The sequence below is a fragment of the Pantoea sp. SGAir0175 genome (assembly GCF_043547855.1).
The window spans coordinates 452,842-469,224 of record NZ_CP028081.1 but is presented as its reverse complement, the minus strand read 5'-3'; the positions used below and the strand labels follow the sequence as shown (position 1 = coordinate 469,224).

Sequence of the window (16,383 nt, the reverse complement as noted above, 5' to 3'; positions counted from 1 at the left end):
TTTGAATTTTTTCGTCTGCTGTCTATTCTTAAGTAAGCGCGAGCAGACGACAAGCTGGGATGCCCCTCCTGTCCGGTTTGCGACAGGTCGTCAACAATGGAAGGTAAAAACCTGATGAAACAACAACTACTGCTGGGTGCGATTCTTTTCTCTCTCTCGGGTTCACTGCTGGCAGCGGAATCGCTGTGTCAGCAAAAACAGCAGGATATTCAGCGCGAAATTGAGATGGCGAAACAGCACGACAACCAGCGCCGGGTCACCGGACTGGAACGCGCACTGACCGAAGTCCGCGCCAACTGCACTGACGAGAAACTGAAATCCGCCCACGCTGAACGCATTGAAGCTCAGCAGCATAAAGTGGCTGAGCGCGAGCGCGAACTGCAGCAGGATCGCCAGGAAGGCAAAGACCAGGAGAAGATCGGTAAGCGCGAACGGAAGCTGGAAGAGGCACGCCAGGAGCTGAAAAAGCTGCAGGCCGAGCCTTATTAATCGGACTTAAATAAATGATGTAATGGAGAACACCATGGCTAAAGACACCACATCTGAACATCTGCGTGCGGAACTGAAAAACCTTGCCGACACCCTGGAAGAAGTGCTGAGCAGCTCGGCTGATAAGTCGAAAAGCGAGCTGGATAAACTGCGTCACAAAGCACGCGGTGCCATTGAGAGTTCACGCGAGCGGCTGGGCGAATCCGGCGAACGCATCGCGCAGACCACGCGTGAAGCGGCGGAGAAAGCGGACGTCTACGTGCGTGAAAATCCGTGGCACGGCGTGGGTATCGGCGCAGCAGTGGGCGTGCTGATCGGCATCCTGATTTCACGTCGTTGATATGAGCGAGAATCAGAGCCACGGCCCAGGCAAAGGGGTCTTCAATGTAGGTCAGCGCGTGGTGACAACGCTGGTTGGCATGGTCGAGACACGCGTGCGGCTGGCCGTTGCCGAGCTGGAAGAGGAAAAAGCCAATCTGATCCAGATGTTGATCATGATAGGCCTGACCATGCTGTTTACCGCTTTCGGATTGATGAGCCTGATGGTGCTGATTATCTGGGCGGTAGATGCGCAGTACCGGCTGATGGCGATTGCCATCACCACCGGCGTGCTATTCGCGCTGGCGCTGATTTTTGGTTTATGGACGTTGCGTAAATCCCGGCAGTCCACGCTGTTGCGCCATACGCGCAAAGAGCTGGACACCGATCGCACCTTACTGGAGGAGCATCGCTCATGAGTCAGCGTGAACGTGAAGCACGCATTCATGAATTGCTTAATCAGGTACAGCAGCAGCGGCTGGATCTCAGCGCTGCGCGCCGCGACTGGCTGGAAAGCACCGCGCAGTACGATCGCGGCTGGCTGACGTTTCTCAGCCTGCGCCGCTATCTGGCGATTGGCAGCAGCGCGCTCGCCATCTGGTCGATCCGCAGTCCCAACCGCATCATGCGCTGGGCCAAACGCGGACTCGGCCTGTGGAGCACCTGGCGCATGATCAAATCGGCGATGCCGCCACGCTAACTTCCTCACCTTAAACCGGATCGAAAAGATTCGGTTTTCCTCCTTCAGAATTCCTGAATAACATCGACAGTTTATCTCGCTTACAACTATTGCTGCGCGCGACTATCATCTCCCTCCATCAGCCCGACGAACTGTTTAACGCGGTTTAGCGGGAAAATAACCTGGCAGGCCAACAACCTGCGCCAAAAACCTTGTTGGAGTAAATGATGAAAAAATTCGAAGACTCAGGCCTGCTGCTGGCACGCGTATTAATGACCATCCTGTTTATTACTGCCGGCTGGGGCAAAATCACCGCTTATGCGGGCACCGCACAGTACATGCAGGCGATGGGCGTGCCCGGCTTCCTGCTGCCGCTGGTGATTCTGCTGGAACTGGGCGGCGGCCTGGCGATTCTGTTCGGTTTCCTGACGCGCTTCACCGCGCTGTTCACCGCCGGCTTCACGCTGCTGACCGCGTTCCTGTTCCACAGCAACTTTGCGGAAGGCGTTAACCAGCTGATGTTCATGAAAAACCTGTCCATCGCCGGTGGTTTCCTGGTGCTGGGTCTGGTGGGTCCGGGCGCCTACAGCATTGACCGCCTGATTCGTCAGCGCTTTATGCCAGCAACCGCTCGCTAAGCACACAAGCCGTGCAACAGCACATATACTGAATAGCAGGGGTGGGGATTTTCCTCGCCCCGTTTTTTTTATGGAGGGCTTATGGGACAACTGATTGACGGTGTCTGGCATGACACCTGGTACGATACGAAGTCAACCGGTGGCCGCTTCAAACGCACAGAAGCAGTCTGGCGTAACTGGATCACGGCAGACGGCAGCGCCGGGCCAACCGGGAAAGCCGGCTTTGCCGCCGAGCGCGATCGTTATCATTTATACGTTTCGCTGGCCTGCCCGTGGGCGCATCGCACCCTGCTGATGCGTCAGCTGAAGGGGTTAGAAGAGATGATTTCGGTGTCAGTGGTGCACCCGCTGATGCTGGAGAATGGCTGGACCTTCGACGATGACTTCCCCGCCGCGACCGGCGATTCGCTGTATCAGAACGAATTCCTCTATCAGCTCTATCTGCATGCCGATCCGCAGTACAGCGGGCGCGTGACCGTGCCGGTGCTGTGGGATAAAAAGCAGCACACGATTGTCAGTAATGAGTCCGCCGATATCATCCGTATGTTTAACAGCGCCTTCGACGCGCAGGGCGCTCGCGCCGGCGATTACTACCCGCCCGAGCTGCGTGACAAGATCGACGAACTCAACGGCTGGATTTATGACACCGTCAATAATGGCGTCTACAAAAGCGGATTTGCCACGTCACAGTCGGCCTATGATGAAGCCGTAACCGCACTGTTCCATTCGCTGGCACGGCTGGAGCAGATTCTGGGTCAGCATCGCTATCTGACCGGCGATCGCCTCACCGAAGCCGATCTGCGCCTGTGGACCACGCTGGTGCGCTTTGACCCGGTCTACGTGACCCACTTTAAGTGCGATCGTCATCGCATCAGCGATTACCGTAACCTGAACGGCTTCCTGCGCGATATTTATCAGATGCCGGGCATTGCCGATACGGTAAACCTGCCGCACATCCGCCATCACTACTACTGCAGCCACAAGACCATCAATCCGAACGGCGTTATTTCGCTGGGACCGGCTTTTGACTGGGATGAGCCGCACGGCCGCGGTTAACGGCTTGCTTACGCATGCCTGCCCTTCTCTCCCACTATTGGGAAAGCAAGGCAGGCAGTATTGCGCTGCCTCAGGCAAATTTGATCAACACCATCCCGGCCAGCAGCAGTGCCACGCCCAGCCAGCCGCGGGTGTTCAGACGTTGTCCGAACAGGATCCAGCCTGCCGCTACGGTAGCCACCAGACCGAAACCGCCCCACAAGGCGTAGGCCACCGAGAGATCGATCCCCTTCACTGCCTGCGACAGGGCACTGAATGCCGCCAGGACAGCCACCAGCGATACCACGCCATACAGCGGACGACGGAAGCCGTTGGCGTATTTCAGCGCGATGTTCGCCACAATTTCCAGCACGATGGCCAGCGCCAGCCAGGCCAGATGCACGACATTAAGCGTGGTCATGACGCAGCTCCTTACGGCTGAATGTCCCCGCTTTGATCAGCGCGATACCCGCGATCAGCGTGATCAAACCCGCCGCCTTCATCACCGACAGCGCCTCGTCAAACAGCATCACGCTGGACAGAGTGATAAACAGAATACCGACGCCTTCCCACATGGCATAAGCCACGCCAAGGGCAATACGTTTAACGGCAAAGGTGAGGAAGATGTATGACAGGGCGATCATCAACAGCATAAAAATATAGCCAGCGCTGCCGCCATTAACGCTGGCCCATTTCATTGACACGGTGCCCGTAATTTCGGCAGCAATCGCTAACGCTAATAAAATCCAGTACAGCATGATTTCTCTCCTGTGAGAAATAAACGCCATCCACGCGCAAACAGCAGCGTGATAGCTGAAAAAGATAAAAATCCAGGAAGGAGAGAAAAAAACTACAGCGCGAAGCGCCAGTGCCGATCGCTCAGTGAGCAGCAGAAAACGCAGGTGGGTGAAGAGGTTAATACGTAAAGTGTAACGAAATGGTTATCCATAATTTTACAACTTATCCACGTTGTTGCTTTTCCCGGTGTGGATGAAAAATTGTCCTCAGTAGTTGAACACGCGCCTATTCTGGCACAGGGAAAAGAATGTTTTTGCGGATTTGCGTTTCTTTACGCAGAGAAATGGGGGTTTTGTGCGGTTTTATCTGGCTACGTGCGGTTTTCTGCCCTCACCCTAACCCTCTCCCACGGGGAGAGGGAATAGTCTGCTGCGGTTTTCTGACCTCGTGCCACATGAGGGAATAGTCAGATGCGGTCTGGCAGGGCGAGCACTCAACTCGCCACACGCACAATCGGTCCCTTCTCCCGCTTGCGGGAGAAGGTTAGGATGAGGGACAGCACGCACCTTACCCCAAAAACAAAACGCCCGCAGATTCTCACCTGCGGGCGTCTTTATAAAAAAGTCGAAACTGACCGATAAGCCGGGTTCTGTCGTGGACAGTCATTCATCTAGGCCAGCAATCGCTCACTGGCTCAAGCAGCCTACCCGGGTTCAGTACGGGCCGTACCATGTGAACCCCTATTTGGCCTTGCTCCGGGTGGAGTTTACCGTGCCACGGACTGTTGCCAGCCGCGCGGTGCGCTCTTACCGCACCCTTTCACCCTTACCTGATCCCATTACTGGGCCATCGGCGGTTTGCTCTCTGTTGCACTGGTCGTAGGCTTGCGCCCCCCAGGCGTTACCTGGCACCCTGCCCTATGGAGCCCGGACTTTCCTCCCCTCTGCCCGTCTCCCCCGAAAGGGACGACGACAAAGCGGCGACTGTCTGGTCAGCTTCGGCGCGGGATAATAGGCGATCCGCCCGCGTTTGTCACGCCTCTTGCTGCTCCAGCGCATACTTGTACAGGGCATTTTTCTTAACCCCATGAATTTCCGCCGTCAGCGCCGCCGCCTTTTTCAGCGGCAGCTCAGCCTGCAGCAGCGCCAGCGTGCGCAGCGCCTCTGCCGGCAGCGTCTCTTCATCCGCTTTATGCCCTTCGACAATCAGCACCATCTCGCCCTTGCGGCGATTCTCATCCGCCTGCACCCACGCCAGCAATTCACCCACCGGCGCACCGTACAATGATTCCCAGGTTTTGGTCAGCTCTCGTGCCAGCACCACGTAGCGCGTCGCGCCCCATACGCTGACCATATCCTGTAGCGTATCCAGCACGCGATGGGTCGATTCGTAGAAAATCAGCGTGCGCGGTTCGTCACTCAGCGCACGCAGCGCATCGCAACGCCCTTTACTTTTGGCCGGCAGAAACCCTTCGTAACAGAAACGATCGGACGGTAATCCCGCCGCGCTCAATGCTGTGATCGCCGCGCAGGCACCGGGCAACGGCACTACGCGCACCCCGGCCTCGCGGCAACGACGCACCAGATGGTAGCCCGGATCGTTGATTAACGGCGTGCCCGCATCGGAAACCAGCGCAATGCTCTGGCCCTCCTGCAGCTTCGCTAACAGCACGTCGGCCTTCTGCTGTTCGTTATGGTCGTGAAGTGCGAACAGTCGCGCATTGATGGCGAAATGTTGTAGCAACAGCCCGGTATGACGTGTATCTTCCGCAGCGACCAGATCGACGCTCGCAAGCACCGTCAGCGCACGCTGCGTGATATCACCCAGGTTACCGATCGGGGTAGGAACGATATAGAGCGTGCTGGCAGAAATCTCTGCCCGATCGAGTTGTTTCATTGTTTCATCCGAATTGCCGATTTAATATTGAGCATCTTGAAAAAAACATCACTGGATACAGTATGCTTCCTTCGAAAGTCGTACGTCATAAAGCAGGACGCCTGGTCCCTGTTTTGCTCGCGGGCCTGATTCTGGCCGCCTGTAGCGGCCAGGGACCGCAGCAAACCTCAAGCGTAAACGTGCAGGGTCCTGCCACGGGCCGCTCTGACTATTATCTGCAGCAGGTGCAGCAAAGCAGCGATGATAGCAAGACCGACTGGCAATTACTTGCCATCCGTGCCCTGCTGAAGGAAGGAAAGTATCCGCAGGCGCAAAATCAGCTCGGCCAGCTGCCACAGCAGCTCTCTGACGTACAACAGCAGGAACTGCTGCTGCTGCGCGCCCAACTGCAAATTGCCCAGCAGGATTTCAACGGTGCTCAGCAGCTGCTGGGACAGATAAAAGCCGCTGACCTGTCGCAGGATCAGCAGGTGCGCTACTACGCGCTGCAGATTGCCGCTGCGCAAAATCGTCCGTCGCTCGCGCTGCTGCGCGCCTATATTGCTCAGGAACCGCTGCTGAAAGGCGCCGATCACCAGAGCAATATTGACGCCACCTGGCAGGCGCTGACCCAGTTAACCCAGGATCAGCTCAACAGCGTGGTGATCAACGCCGACGAAAATACGCTGCAGGGCTGGCTCGACCTGCTGAATACCTGGCACGCCAACAGTCAGGATGCCCAGATGCTGAAAGCCGCCATTAGCGACTGGCAGACGCGCTATCCGCAAAACCCCGGCGCGAAAACCCTGCCGACCCAGCTCAGCCAGGTGCAGAACTTCACTAAAGCTTCGACCAGCACTATCGCGCTGCTGCTGCCGCTTAATGGCCAGGCGCAGGTGTTCGCCAGTGCCATCCAGAAAGGCTTTAACGATGCAAAAAACGGTGTGCTGACTGCGCCAGCAGCCCCTGCCGCACCGGCCAGCAGCGATGCCAGCGCCTCCACGCAACAGCCCGCCAGCACGGCAACGCCAGCCAATGGCGATGCCAACGCGGTAGTCAGTCCGGCGGCCGCGGCCATCACGCCGTCAGACAGCGCACAGCCGCAGCAGCCCGCCGCACAGCCAGCCGTCGCGCAGCCTGCCAGCAGCGCCCAGGTGAAAGTGTATGACACCAGCAGCCAGCCGATTGCTCAGGTGATGCAGCAGGCGCAGCAGGATGGTGCCACCCTGGTGGTTGGTCCGCTGCTGAAAAATAACGTGGAACAGGTCGCCAACAGCCAGACACCGCTGAACGTGCTGGCGCTCAACGAGCCAGAGCAGATCCAGAACCATCCGAATATTTGCTATTTTGCGCTTTCTCCTGAAGACGAAGCGCGCGATGCCGCGCACCATATCTGGGATCAGGGCAAACGCCAGCCGTTGTTGCTGATGCCGCGCAGCAGCTATGGCGACCGCGTGGGCAAAGCGTTTGCGCAGGAGTGGCAGAAGCTGGGCGGCGCAACCGTGCTGCAGCAGCGTTTCGGCGGCGTGGGCGAGCTGAAACAGGGCATCAACAGCGGTGCCGGTATTGCACTGAGCGGCACGCCGCTGACGGTCCAGCCGGACCAGCCGCAGGGCGTGGCGGTCGCCGGTCTGACGATTCCGGCACCGCAGACCAGCACTCCTGCACCTGAGAGCGCCAGCAGCAGCGGCAGCGTTGATGCGGTTTACATTATTGCCACTCAGGACGAACTGCAGCTGATCAAGCCGATGATTGCCATGCGCACCAGCAGCCGCAATAACATCGCCCTGTATGCCAGCTCGCGCAGCGCGCAGGCTGGTGCCGGTCCGGACTTCCGGCTGGAAATGGATGGCCTGCAGTTCAGCGATATTCCGCTGCTGTCCGGTGCCAATCCTGGCCTGATGCAGCAGGCGGCGCGTAGCTTTAACAACGACTATTCGCTGGTACGCCTCTATGCGATGGGCATTGATGCCTGGACGCTGGCGAACCAGTTTAACCAGATGCGTCAGGTACCGGGCTTCGCCATTGATGGCAACACCGGCAAGCTGAGCGCCGACACGGATTGCGTGATCAACAGGAAGTTGGCATGGAACCAGTATCGTCAGGGACAAATCGTTCCGGTGCAGTAAACCGCCAGCGCCTCGGCGCTGAGCAGGAGCAGCAGGCGCGTCGCTACCTTGAGCGCGCCGGACTGCAGTGGGAGGCCAGCAATGTGCGCTGTCGCAGCGGGGAAATCGACCTGATTATGCGCGACGCAGATTGCTGGGTGTTTGTTGAAGTGCGCTATCGGCGCGATGCACGTTTTGGCGGCGCGGCTGCCAGCGTGACGCGCCAGAAACAACAAAAGCTGCTGCGTACCGCTGCGCTGTGGTTGCTGGCACGCGGCGGCAGTTTTGATACGGTGAATTGCCGTTTTGACATCATCGCCATCACCGGGCGCGAACTGGTGTGGCTGGCCGATGCCTTTCGTGCGGATGGATAGAACCAGGTGGTCTTGTGCAGGACAGAATTAAAGCGTGTTTTACCGAAAGTATTCAGACGCAAATCGCCGCAGCCGAAGCGCTGCCAGATGCGATTTCCCGCGCCGCGATGACGCTGGTGCAGTCACTGCTGAACGGCAACAAAATCCTCAGCTGCGGTAACGGAGCCTCGGCGGCTAACGCCCAGCATTTTGCCGCCAGCATGATTAACCGTTTTGAGACCGAGCGTCCCAGCCTGCCGGCGCTGGCGCTGAGTGCGGACAATGTGATGCTGACGGCAATCGGTAACGACCGTCTGCACGACGAAATTTATGCCAAGCAGGTTCGTGCGCTTGGACAGGCCGGCGACGTTTTGCTGGCCATCTCCACCCGTGGCAACACCCGCGATATTGTTAAAGCGGTGGAAGCTGCGGTTACCCGCGATATGACTATCGTCGCGCTGACCGGCCATGACGGCGGTGAGCTGGCGGGCCTGCTCGGTCCGCACGATGTGGAAATTCGCATTCCGTCACATCGCAGCGCACGCATTCAGGAGATGCATATGCTGACGCTGAACTGCCTGTGCGATTTGATTGATAACACCTTGTTCCCACACCAGGAATGACTGAAGGAGCTCAAATGAAAGCATTGAACGCTATCGCCATTCTGTTAACCGCCATGCTGCTGCAGGGCTGCGTGGCGGTTGTCGCCGGCGGCGCTGCGGTCGCCACCAAAACCGCCACCGACCCGCGTACCGTGGGCACGCAGGTTGATGACGGCACGCTGGAGCTGCGCGTCACTAACGCGCTGGCAAAAGATGAGCAGATCAAAAATCAGGCGCGCGTGGTCGTGACCGCGTATCAGGGCAAAGTACTGCTGACCGGTCAGGCACCGTCAGCCGATCTCGCCAGCCGGGCGAAACAGATCGCCATGGGCGTTGATGGCGCGACAGAGGTGTATAACGAGATTCGCACCGGGCAGAAAGTGAGCCTCGGCACGTCTTCATCAGATACGTGGATCACCACCAAAATCCGCTCGCAGCTGCTGGGCAGCGATCAGGTGAAATCGTCCAACGTGAAAGTCACCACTGAGAACGGGGAAGTGTTCCTGCTGGGTCTGGTAACGCAGGAAGAAGCGAAGGCAGCAGCGGATATCGCCAGCCGTGTCAGCGGCGTGAAGCACGTCACCACCGCCTTTACCATTCTGAAATAATGCCACAGGCGGCCAACAGGGCCGCCTTTTTTACACCGGAATATCAATTACCAGCGCACGCAGCGGCGTTTCCGCCTGCAGCGTAATCTGCGCCTCTTCACTGACAAACGCCCCATCGCCACAGCGCAGCTGCTCCTGATGCGCACTGCTGGCCCGTACCTCAAGCGCACCGTGAATCGACTGCAAATAGGCGCGCGGTCCGTGCAGCGCCAGGCTGTACTGCTCGCCCGGTGCCAGCGTGACCTGATGTACCCACACCTGCTGACGCAGCTGCAAACTGCCGTCCGCGCCATCCGGTGACGCAATCAGCACATGGGTTTGCTGCGGCAGCGCGCGTTTTTGCAGCAGCGGATTTTCCCGTTCCGGACAGGCGGCCAGCCACAGCTGCATGCGCGTCAGTGGGCGATCCTTGCTGATATTGTGTTCGCTGTAATTGACGCCCTGGCGGGCCGACAGCAGCATCGCTTCGCCCTCGCGCGCCACCAGGTGATTGCCTTCGCTGTCGCGGTATTCGGCTTCACCCTGCAACACCAGGTTGAGCACATCCACCTGCGGATAGGTGCGCGGCTGAAATGCCGCACCGGGCGCCAGCACTTCCTGATTTAGCACGCGCAGCGAGGCGTAGCCCATCAGCTGGGGATCAAAATAGTGGCCAAATGAGAAGCTATAGCGCGCCTGCAACCAACCGAAATCGGCCTGGCCACATGCGGACGCGCAGCGGGTTGTCATCATGCTTTACCTCCGACGCACTGCGGTGAGAATCCACCACAGGCTTTATACGTCAATGGTAAAAGGCTGGACGCCGGATTGTTAGCCAGTTAATCTGCCTGGCATATTCAAATTTACTGACAGAGAGTCGGCATGGCTAAAGAGCGCGCGTTAACCCTGGAAGCTTTACGTGTGATGGATGCTATTGACCGTCGCGGCAGCTTCGCCGCTGCGGCCGACGAGCTGGGACGCGTGCCATCGGCGCTGAGCTACACCATGCAGAAGCTGGAAGAGGAGCTGGATGTGGTGCTGTTTGACCGCTCCGGCCATCGCACCAAATTCACCAACGTCGGGCGAATGCTGCTGGAACGCGGCCGCGTGCTGCTGGAAGCCGCCGATAAACTCACCACCGATGCCGAAGCGCTGGCGCGCGGCTGGGAAACCCATCTGACCATCGTGGCCGAAGCGCTGATCCCGACCGAGCTGCTGTTCCCGCTGGTAGAGAAGCTGGCCGAGAAAGCCAATACGCAGATTTCGCTGGTCACCGAAGTGCTGGCGGGCGCGTGGGAACGACTGGAACAGGGGCGCGCCGACATCGTGATCGCGCCGGATTTGCATTTTCGCGCCTCCACCGAAATCAACACGCGCAAGCTGTACAGCATTATGAGCGTGTATGTTGCCAGTCCGGATCACCCGATTCATCAGGAAGCCGAGCCGCTGTCCGAGGTCACGCGCGTTAAGTATCGCGGCATCGCCGTGGCGGACACCGCGCGCGAACGTCCGGTGTTGACGGTGCAGCTGCTGGACAAACAGCAGCGCCTGACGGTAAGCAGCATGGATGATAAACGCCGCGCGCTGCTGGCCGGTCTCGGCGTAGCGACCATGCCCTATCCGATGGTGGAGAAAGATATCGCCGAAGGCCGCCTGCGTGTTGTCAGCGCCGAGTACACCCGTGAGGTGGATATTATTATGGCGTGGCGCCGCGATAGCATGGGTGAAGCCAAAGCCTGGTGCCTGCGTGAGATTCCGAAACTGCTGGCGAAACGCGGCTGATTTTGTGGGCTGGCGGCGTTTCGCCCTCACCCCAGCCCTCTCCCGCACGCGGGAGAGGGAGCCGTCCGGGCATGGTTTGAGGGCCAGAATTCAGTCAATCCACCGGGCGCTGAGAATCAGCGCCTGAACTCACACGCCGCTGGGTCGGTCCCCTCGCCCGCTTGCGGGAGAGGGTTAGGGTGAGGGACAAACCGCACCCATCCCCATCACAACCGGCTCAGACAATCCATCGCCACCGCTTTAAAGCTGACGAAATCAGCGCAGTCGCGCAGTCTTGTCACCGCCCTTTCGCGCAGGAAGGTGACAAACAGATCGTAAATCGCCATCGCCTCCTCGTATTCACTCTTACTGATCGCCAGCAGAAAAATTACCGAAGCCGTCTCATCGCCCCAGCTCACGCCGTGCGGTGCCAGCACGGTATAAACCACGGTTTTTTTAGCCAGTAATCCCAGCGAGTGTGGCAGCGCGATCCCTTCGCCCAGCATGGTACTGACAATCGCTTCACGCTCTTCAACCGAAGGATAAAAATCAGCATCGACATAGCCCTCCGTCTCGAGCCGATCGCACAGCAGGCGGAACAGCGCCGACTGGCTCATCGGCCGGTCGAGCACCATGAAATGCTGCGCGTCGAAGTACTTCTCCAGCATGTAAGGCCGGGTGCGGTCCACCAGCACCAGCTTGCCGAGCTGTTCCAGCTGAAACTCCGTAGGGAATGGCGACATCATCACTACCGGCTTGTTCTTCTCGCTGAGCCGCGCGGTTGAAATAACAAAATCTTCATCAATGTGCGCACGCACTTCGTAGTCACGCTGCGACAGCCGCGCCGTCACCACCAGCTGCGGGTATTTGCGCAGCAGCAGCGCCTCGATCATGCGCAGCGTGGAGTTGCCGCTGTCGCAGACCAGCAACACCTGCGGGTGTCGCTGGTAGCCGACATCGTAATGTCGCTCCAGCCCGACGCCGATGTGCAGCACCAGAAAGCCAATCTCGTTTTCGCTGATGGTATACGGCGTGTATTTGCCCCAGCTGGTGACGGCCGCCAGCGTTACATCGTAGGCCATCGGATAGTGCTGCTTGATGTTACTCAGCAGCGGATTGGGAATGTGGATTTGATAGCGCACGCGAGTGATCATGGTTTTGATGTGCGTGAGCAGATCGGCGCGCAGCTGCTCATCCTGCTGCAGCCGGTAGTTGTAATGGGTGTTGATGTAGTTAAGCAGGTAATCCACCAGCGCATCCGCGTCATCGGCGTTGATGGTGCTGGGGGCCAGCGCCTGAATCTGCCGCGCCGCAATATTAACGCGCAGCCAGTTCTCTTCCGCCTGCGAGATGCCTTTGCCCACCAGCGGACGCATCAGATTAACCAGATCGTGCGCCGCCTCGCGTATCTCCTCGCCAACATCCTCCGCGCCGGGATCGCTGAGCGGGAAGCCTTCGCTGATGCGGCGCACCGCCACCGCGCAGTAAATCAGCAGGTAGCGCTCGCCTTCATCGCTCAGCCGGATGGCGTGCTGCGTAAAGCACTGCGCCAGCAGCGGTTGCAGCTGCACCAGCATGCCGCTGTGCAGCGCCTCGACCGTCAGCAGCGGGCTGTCCGGCGTCTGCTGGTCGATTTGCCACAGCAGATCGGTCAGGCAGGTGCGAATCGCCGCCTCGCTGCCAAACAGTTTCATACCGTAGCGCGGCTTGGTTTCGATGTTGAGATGATAGCGGCCCAGCCACTCGCGCACTTCCGCCATGTCACTCTGCAGCGTGGCGCGGCTGACGAACCACTCTTCCGACAGATCTTCCAGCTTGAGCGAATACGCAGCGGTGAGAAAGCGGCTCAGCAAATAGCGCACCCGATCCTGCGAGGTGCGCGGCACCCGCAGCGGTGCCGCACTCTCCTGCTGCAGGCGGCCGAAGCGCACCGCGTCGTCGATTTTTAGCTGATAGCCCGCGCCGCGCGCCAGCACGAACTGAGCGCCGTGCTGTTCCAGCAGCGCATTGAGCGCGGTGATGTCGGTGCGCACCGTGCGCGTTGAAACGGAAAAACGCCGCGCCAGCTCATCCTGTGGCAGCGTTTCGCTTTGCAGCGCCGCGAAGAGTTGAGCTAAACGCTGATTGGGAAATCTCACGGAGCCTCACCTGTTACTCATTTGTTACAGCAGTTTCTTGCACGTTGCCAGAAGCTGACGCACATCGTCAATGCGCGTGTCGCCGCTGGCGCTATCAATGATCGAGCTGTAAACGTGCGGGATGACTTTACTGACCCCGGCCTCCAGAGCAATCCGCACGATCTCTTCGAAATTACTAAGATCGATACCGCCGGTCGGCTCCAGCCAGAAATCATGGCGCGCACAGGCGTCCGCCACCGCGCGATACTCCTCCACCGCTTTCAGGCCGCCCATCGGGAAATACTTCACCGAACTGCCGCCCATATCCTGCAGCATGGCGATCGCCGTGGCGATCGGCACAATACCGTCCGCCGCCTGCGAACTGCGCGGACCGGTGGAGATTTTCACCTTGCCCGGCGTGCCGGTTGGTGAAACCAGACCGTTCACGATGGTGTGTGGCTGTCCGAGCAGCGCGCGGCTGGTGGCCACGCCGGTAAAGACCTGATTAACGTGCTGCGGCTGCAGTTCTGCCGAGATTTCACTGACCATCGCCGACTGATTCGGGTCGCCCGCGCCCAGCCCGACCGACAGCGCATTATCAATCAGCGCCGCATACTCGCGCATATCGGCAATCGCGGCCTCATTCGAGGCATAGTTCTTCGACAAAACGCCGACCAGCACATGCCCTTCTGCCGCCTGCCAGATCGCCTGCGCATTCTGCTTTGAACCGGCCAGCACGTTGAGGCACAGACGGCCCTGATAGAAATTGGGGTTAAGATTCATGCGCGTTTTCCTCCGCTGAGCAGCGCCTGGATGCGGCTAAAGATGATGTGCAGCTGTTCCGCGCTGACGCTGCGCACATCCGCTTCGATAATGCCTTCGTTGGCTTTATAGCCGCGGAAATAGATGGCGATGTCGCCGTTTTTCAGCGCCTGCACCAGCTCGCCGGTTGGCCAGCCCGTCACCGCTTCATCAAATTTGATCTCGGCGCGGGCGATATCACGACCGGCCGCATCCCACACCACGCGCGCGCTGACGCCGTTCAGCGTGTTGAGGTTATCGATAAAGGGCGTCATCTTCGCCACCATGTCGGCACCGCTGGTTTTGCTCTGCAGCAGATAGTTTTCAATCGCCTGAGTCAGACCGAGAATGCCCTCTTTGCCAACTTTCATCGCGCGGCCAATGCCGTTGCTCTGGCGTTTCACCCACTCGACGTACTGGCTGCGGCCAATCACCAGGCCGCTGGTTGGCCCTTCAATGGCTTTGGCACCGCTGTAGATCACCAGGTCGGCGCCCATCTGGTAATAGCACTGCAAATCCTCTTCGGCCGCCGCATCGACAATCAGCGGAATACCGTGTTTGCGCGCGACTACTGCCGCCTGTTCGACGCTGAGATGGCTTTTCTGCACACAGTGATGCGACTTGACGTACAGCAGCGCCGCGGTGGTCGGCGTGATGGCCGCCGCCAGCTGTTCTGGCGAGCACTCATTGCTGTAACCGGCCTCAATCAGGCGTCCGCCGCCCAGCGCCACCATGCTACCCACCGGCGCGCCGTAGTTCACGTTATGGCCTTTCGGCACCACAATGTCGTGCGGCACGCTGAGCGGCGCGGCGTGCAGGTTATCCAGCAACCAGTCGTTATCTTTGACGATCACCGCCGCTACGCACTGGGCAATACCGGACGAGGCGCAGGACACCACCACCGCGTTTTCGACTTCCAGCAGGCGCGCGATGTAGGCACCGGTTTTGTTGACCAGATCTTTGATCTCAAAGTAGTGATTGAGGCCGTAGCTGACGGTATCCACCACGTCGGCGGACGGCGTCGACACGCCGAGAATGGTCATACGGCCGGAGGCGTTGATCACCTGTTTCAGGTCATATTTCTCATAAATCGAAGACATGATGCGCTTTCCCTTCCTCAGTCAGATGCCACTGGCCCGCGATCACCACGGCCAGCGGCAGCAAATGTTGCTCACCCGTTACCCGTTCGCCTTCAGCATCGACGAACGGGCGGGCTTCCTCTTTGACGGTAAAAATGGTCAGATCGGCGTCATAACCGGCGGTAAGATGCCCTTTACCGGCCAGATGCAGACCCGCTGCGGCATTAACGGTGACGCAGGCGATCACCTGCGGCAGCGTCATGCCGATGGAGAAAAATTTCGACATCACGTGCGCCAGGCTGTGCACCGGGCCGTTGATGCGGTTGCGACAATAGATATCGGAGCTGATGGTGTCCGGCAGAATGCCCTGGGCAATCGCCTCGCGCGCCACCGCAAAACTGAAGCTGGCGCTGCCGTGGCCGATATCCAGCTTCACGCCGCGCGCGATCGCCTGCTTAACCGCCGCTTTCAGCTCGCCCTGCGGTGACAGAATGCGGTTCGGCTTGCCGTTGAAGCAGTGAGTGATGATGTCGCCGGAAGTGAGCAGCGCGGCTATCTCCTCCAGCACCGGCGGGTTGTTACCGATGTGCACCATCAGCGGCAGATTGCCCGCCGCCTGCTGAATGGCTTTGGCGCGCACCAGCGGCTGAATGCCGTTGTCGCCGACCACGCTGCTGCTCATGCGTGCCTTCAGGCCGACAATAAAGTCCGGGCGACGCTGTACCGCCTGCACCACCGCTTCGCCATCGATCTGCGCCATGTCGGCCAGCTCGTTCTGCGTGACGATGCCGGTGCGCGAGATGTTGATCAGCGCGCGCACTTCGGTCTTCGCGCTGCGCGTCAGCTGATAAAAGTCGTCGATGTGATCGGCACCGGTGCTGCCCGCATCCACCACGGTGGTGACGCCCTGCGCCACGCCAATCGCGTCGGCTTCGTCGTGGTAAATCGGTGATTTGGGATAGCAGTGTACGTGGCTGTCAATCCAGCCGGCGCTGACGTAGTAGCGGCCGCCGAGATCGCGCTCCTGTTGCGCTGCGCCGTCCACCTTACCGACCGCCGCGATTTTGCCGGCGCGAATCGCGATATCCACCAGCTGTTCATCACACAGACGCGCGCGGCGCAGAATCAGATCAAACATAAAACCCCCATTTACAGAGCGCACATGCCGTAGCGGCGCAATTTATTGCGCGATAAATCGCGCCG

At 59.1% G+C, this 16,383-nt stretch carries 19 protein-coding genes and 1 other RNA gene; 11 read left to right on the top strand and 9 right to left on the bottom strand.

The genetic code is table 11. The features are described 5' to 3' along the window. The first annotated feature begins 114 nt into the window (after positions 1-114). From C1N56_RS02265 to C1N56_RS02240, 6 genes are all read left to right on the top strand, one after another. Entirely contained in the window at positions 115-489 is a 375-nt protein-coding gene (locus tag C1N56_RS02265) for a DUF1090 domain-containing protein (protein WP_136546454.1), read from the top strand. Positions 490-523: 34 nt separating this feature from the next. After that, a complete protein-coding gene (locus C1N56_RS02260; RefSeq protein WP_021509708.1) occupies positions 524-829 on the top strand; it encodes a DUF883 family protein in 306 nt (101 codons plus the stop codon). A gap of 1 nt (position 830) precedes the next feature. Then, positions 831-1,226: a phage holin family protein gene (locus C1N56_RS02255; RefSeq protein ID WP_021312955.1), complete on the top strand. Its 396-nt coding sequence runs from the start codon at positions 831-833 to the stop codon at positions 1,224-1,226. Continuing rightward, complete coding sequence (locus C1N56_RS02250; RefSeq protein WP_010618800.1) at positions 1,223-1,507, top strand: YqjK-like family protein; 285 nt, start codon at positions 1,223-1,225, stop codon at positions 1,505-1,507. Before C1N56_RS02255 ends, C1N56_RS02250 begins: the two co-directional genes overlap by 4 nt. A gap of 206 nt (positions 1,508-1,713) precedes the next feature. After that, complete coding sequence (locus tag C1N56_RS02245; protein WP_010618799.1) at positions 1,714-2,124, top strand: DoxX family protein; 411 nt, start codon at positions 1,714-1,716, stop codon at positions 2,122-2,124. An 81-nt stretch (positions 2,125-2,205) separates the two neighbouring features. Beyond that, positions 2,206-3,180, top strand: coding sequence for a glutathione S-transferase family protein (locus C1N56_RS02240; RefSeq protein WP_021509710.1), 975 nt, complete (start codon positions 2,206-2,208; stop codon positions 3,178-3,180). A 70-nt stretch (positions 3,181-3,250) separates the two neighbouring features. On the opposite strand, the gene mdtI is transcribed toward C1N56_RS02240, so the two are convergent. The 4 genes from mdtI to rsmI all read right to left on the bottom strand — a co-directional run bounded on the left by mdtI (position 3,251) and on the right by rsmI (position 5,793). Then, positions 3,251-3,580 carry a multidrug/spermidine efflux SMR transporter subunit MdtI gene (mdtI, locus tag C1N56_RS02235; protein ID WP_021509711.1) on the bottom strand — a complete coding sequence of 110 codons (330 nt, stop codon included), beginning with the start codon at positions 3,578-3,580 and terminating at the stop codon, positions 3,251-3,253. Then, a complete protein-coding gene (mdtJ, locus tag C1N56_RS02230) occupies positions 3,567-3,917 on the bottom strand; it encodes a multidrug/spermidine efflux SMR transporter subunit MdtJ (RefSeq protein WP_021509712.1) in 351 nt (116 codons plus the stop codon). The genes mdtI and mdtJ overlap by 14 nt, the downstream gene beginning before the upstream one ends. A 602-nt stretch (positions 3,918-4,519) precedes the next feature. Further along, positions 4,520-4,896, bottom strand: an RNA gene (gene rnpB, locus C1N56_RS02225) — RNase P RNA component class A. Between the two features lie 33 nt (positions 4,897-4,929). Beyond that, complete coding sequence (gene rsmI / locus C1N56_RS02220) at positions 4,930-5,793, bottom strand: 16S rRNA (cytidine(1402)-2'-O)-methyltransferase (RefSeq protein ID WP_127834631.1); 864 nt, start codon at positions 5,791-5,793, stop codon at positions 4,930-4,932. Positions 5,794-5,855: 62 nt separating this feature from the next. On the opposite strand from rsmI, the gene C1N56_RS02215 reads away from it, so the two are divergent. The 4 genes from C1N56_RS02215 to dolP are packed head-to-tail and all read left to right on the top strand — an operon-like array spanning position 5,856 to position 9,443. Then, on the top strand, positions 5,856-7,901 hold the full coding sequence (locus tag C1N56_RS02215; RefSeq protein WP_031280147.1) for a penicillin-binding protein activator: 2,046 nt from the start codon (positions 5,856-5,858) through the stop codon (positions 7,899-7,901). After that, positions 7,859-8,254, top strand: a complete 396-nt coding sequence (locus C1N56_RS02210; RefSeq protein ID WP_021509715.1) for a YraN family protein — start codon at positions 7,859-7,861, stop codon at positions 8,252-8,254. The genes C1N56_RS02215 and C1N56_RS02210 overlap by 43 nt, the downstream gene beginning before the upstream one ends. A 14-nt stretch (positions 8,255-8,268) precedes the next feature. Beyond that, positions 8,269-8,856 (top strand): DnaA initiator-associating protein DiaA, encoded by a 588-nt coding sequence (gene diaA, locus C1N56_RS02205; protein WP_021509716.1) that lies wholly within the window; start codon positions 8,269-8,271, stop codon positions 8,854-8,856. Between the two features lie 14 nt (positions 8,857-8,870). Next, complete coding sequence (gene dolP / locus C1N56_RS02200) at positions 8,871-9,443, top strand: division/outer membrane stress-associated lipid-binding lipoprotein (RefSeq protein WP_021509717.1); 573 nt, start codon at positions 8,871-8,873, stop codon at positions 9,441-9,443. 30 nt (positions 9,444-9,473) lie between these two features. Here the strand turns inward: dolP and C1N56_RS02195 are convergent, their stop codons facing one another. Next, positions 9,474-10,175, bottom strand: coding sequence for a pirin family protein (locus tag C1N56_RS02195; RefSeq protein ID WP_031280148.1), 702 nt, complete (start codon positions 10,173-10,175; stop codon positions 9,474-9,476). A 129-nt stretch (positions 10,176-10,304) separates the two neighbouring features. Between C1N56_RS02195 and C1N56_RS02190 the strand changes: the two genes are divergently transcribed. Beyond that, positions 10,305-11,204 carry a LysR family transcriptional regulator gene (locus tag C1N56_RS02190; protein WP_021509719.1) on the top strand — a complete coding sequence of 300 codons (900 nt, stop codon included), beginning with the start codon at positions 10,305-10,307 and terminating at the stop codon, positions 11,202-11,204. 206 nt (positions 11,205-11,410) lie between these two features. Here the strand turns inward: C1N56_RS02190 and C1N56_RS02185 are convergent, their stop codons facing one another. From C1N56_RS02185 to C1N56_RS02170, 4 genes are read right to left on the bottom strand one after another with little or no spacing between them, the layout of a single operon-like run. Next, the gene (locus tag C1N56_RS02185; protein ID WP_348879830.1) at positions 11,411-13,321 is read right to left on the bottom strand and encodes a BglG family transcription antiterminator; all 1,911 of its coding nucleotides are present in this window, start codon (positions 13,319-13,321) and stop codon (positions 11,411-11,413) included. Between the two features lie 24 nt (positions 13,322-13,345). Beyond that, a complete protein-coding gene (locus C1N56_RS02180) occupies positions 13,346-14,083 on the bottom strand; it encodes a 2-dehydro-3-deoxy-phosphogluconate aldolase (protein WP_059012418.1) in 738 nt (245 codons plus the stop codon). Then, on the bottom strand, positions 14,080-15,201 hold the full coding sequence (locus tag C1N56_RS02175) for a DgaE family pyridoxal phosphate-dependent ammonia lyase (RefSeq protein ID WP_152390407.1): 1,122 nt from the start codon (positions 15,199-15,201) through the stop codon (positions 14,080-14,082). Before C1N56_RS02175 ends, C1N56_RS02180 begins: the two co-directional genes overlap by 4 nt. Continuing rightward, complete coding sequence (locus C1N56_RS02170; RefSeq protein WP_241798589.1) at positions 15,185-16,318, bottom strand: amidohydrolase/deacetylase family metallohydrolase; 1,134 nt, start codon at positions 16,316-16,318, stop codon at positions 15,185-15,187. The genes C1N56_RS02175 and C1N56_RS02170 overlap by 17 nt, the downstream gene beginning before the upstream one ends. Between the last annotated feature and the right edge of the window lie 65 nt (positions 16,319-16,383).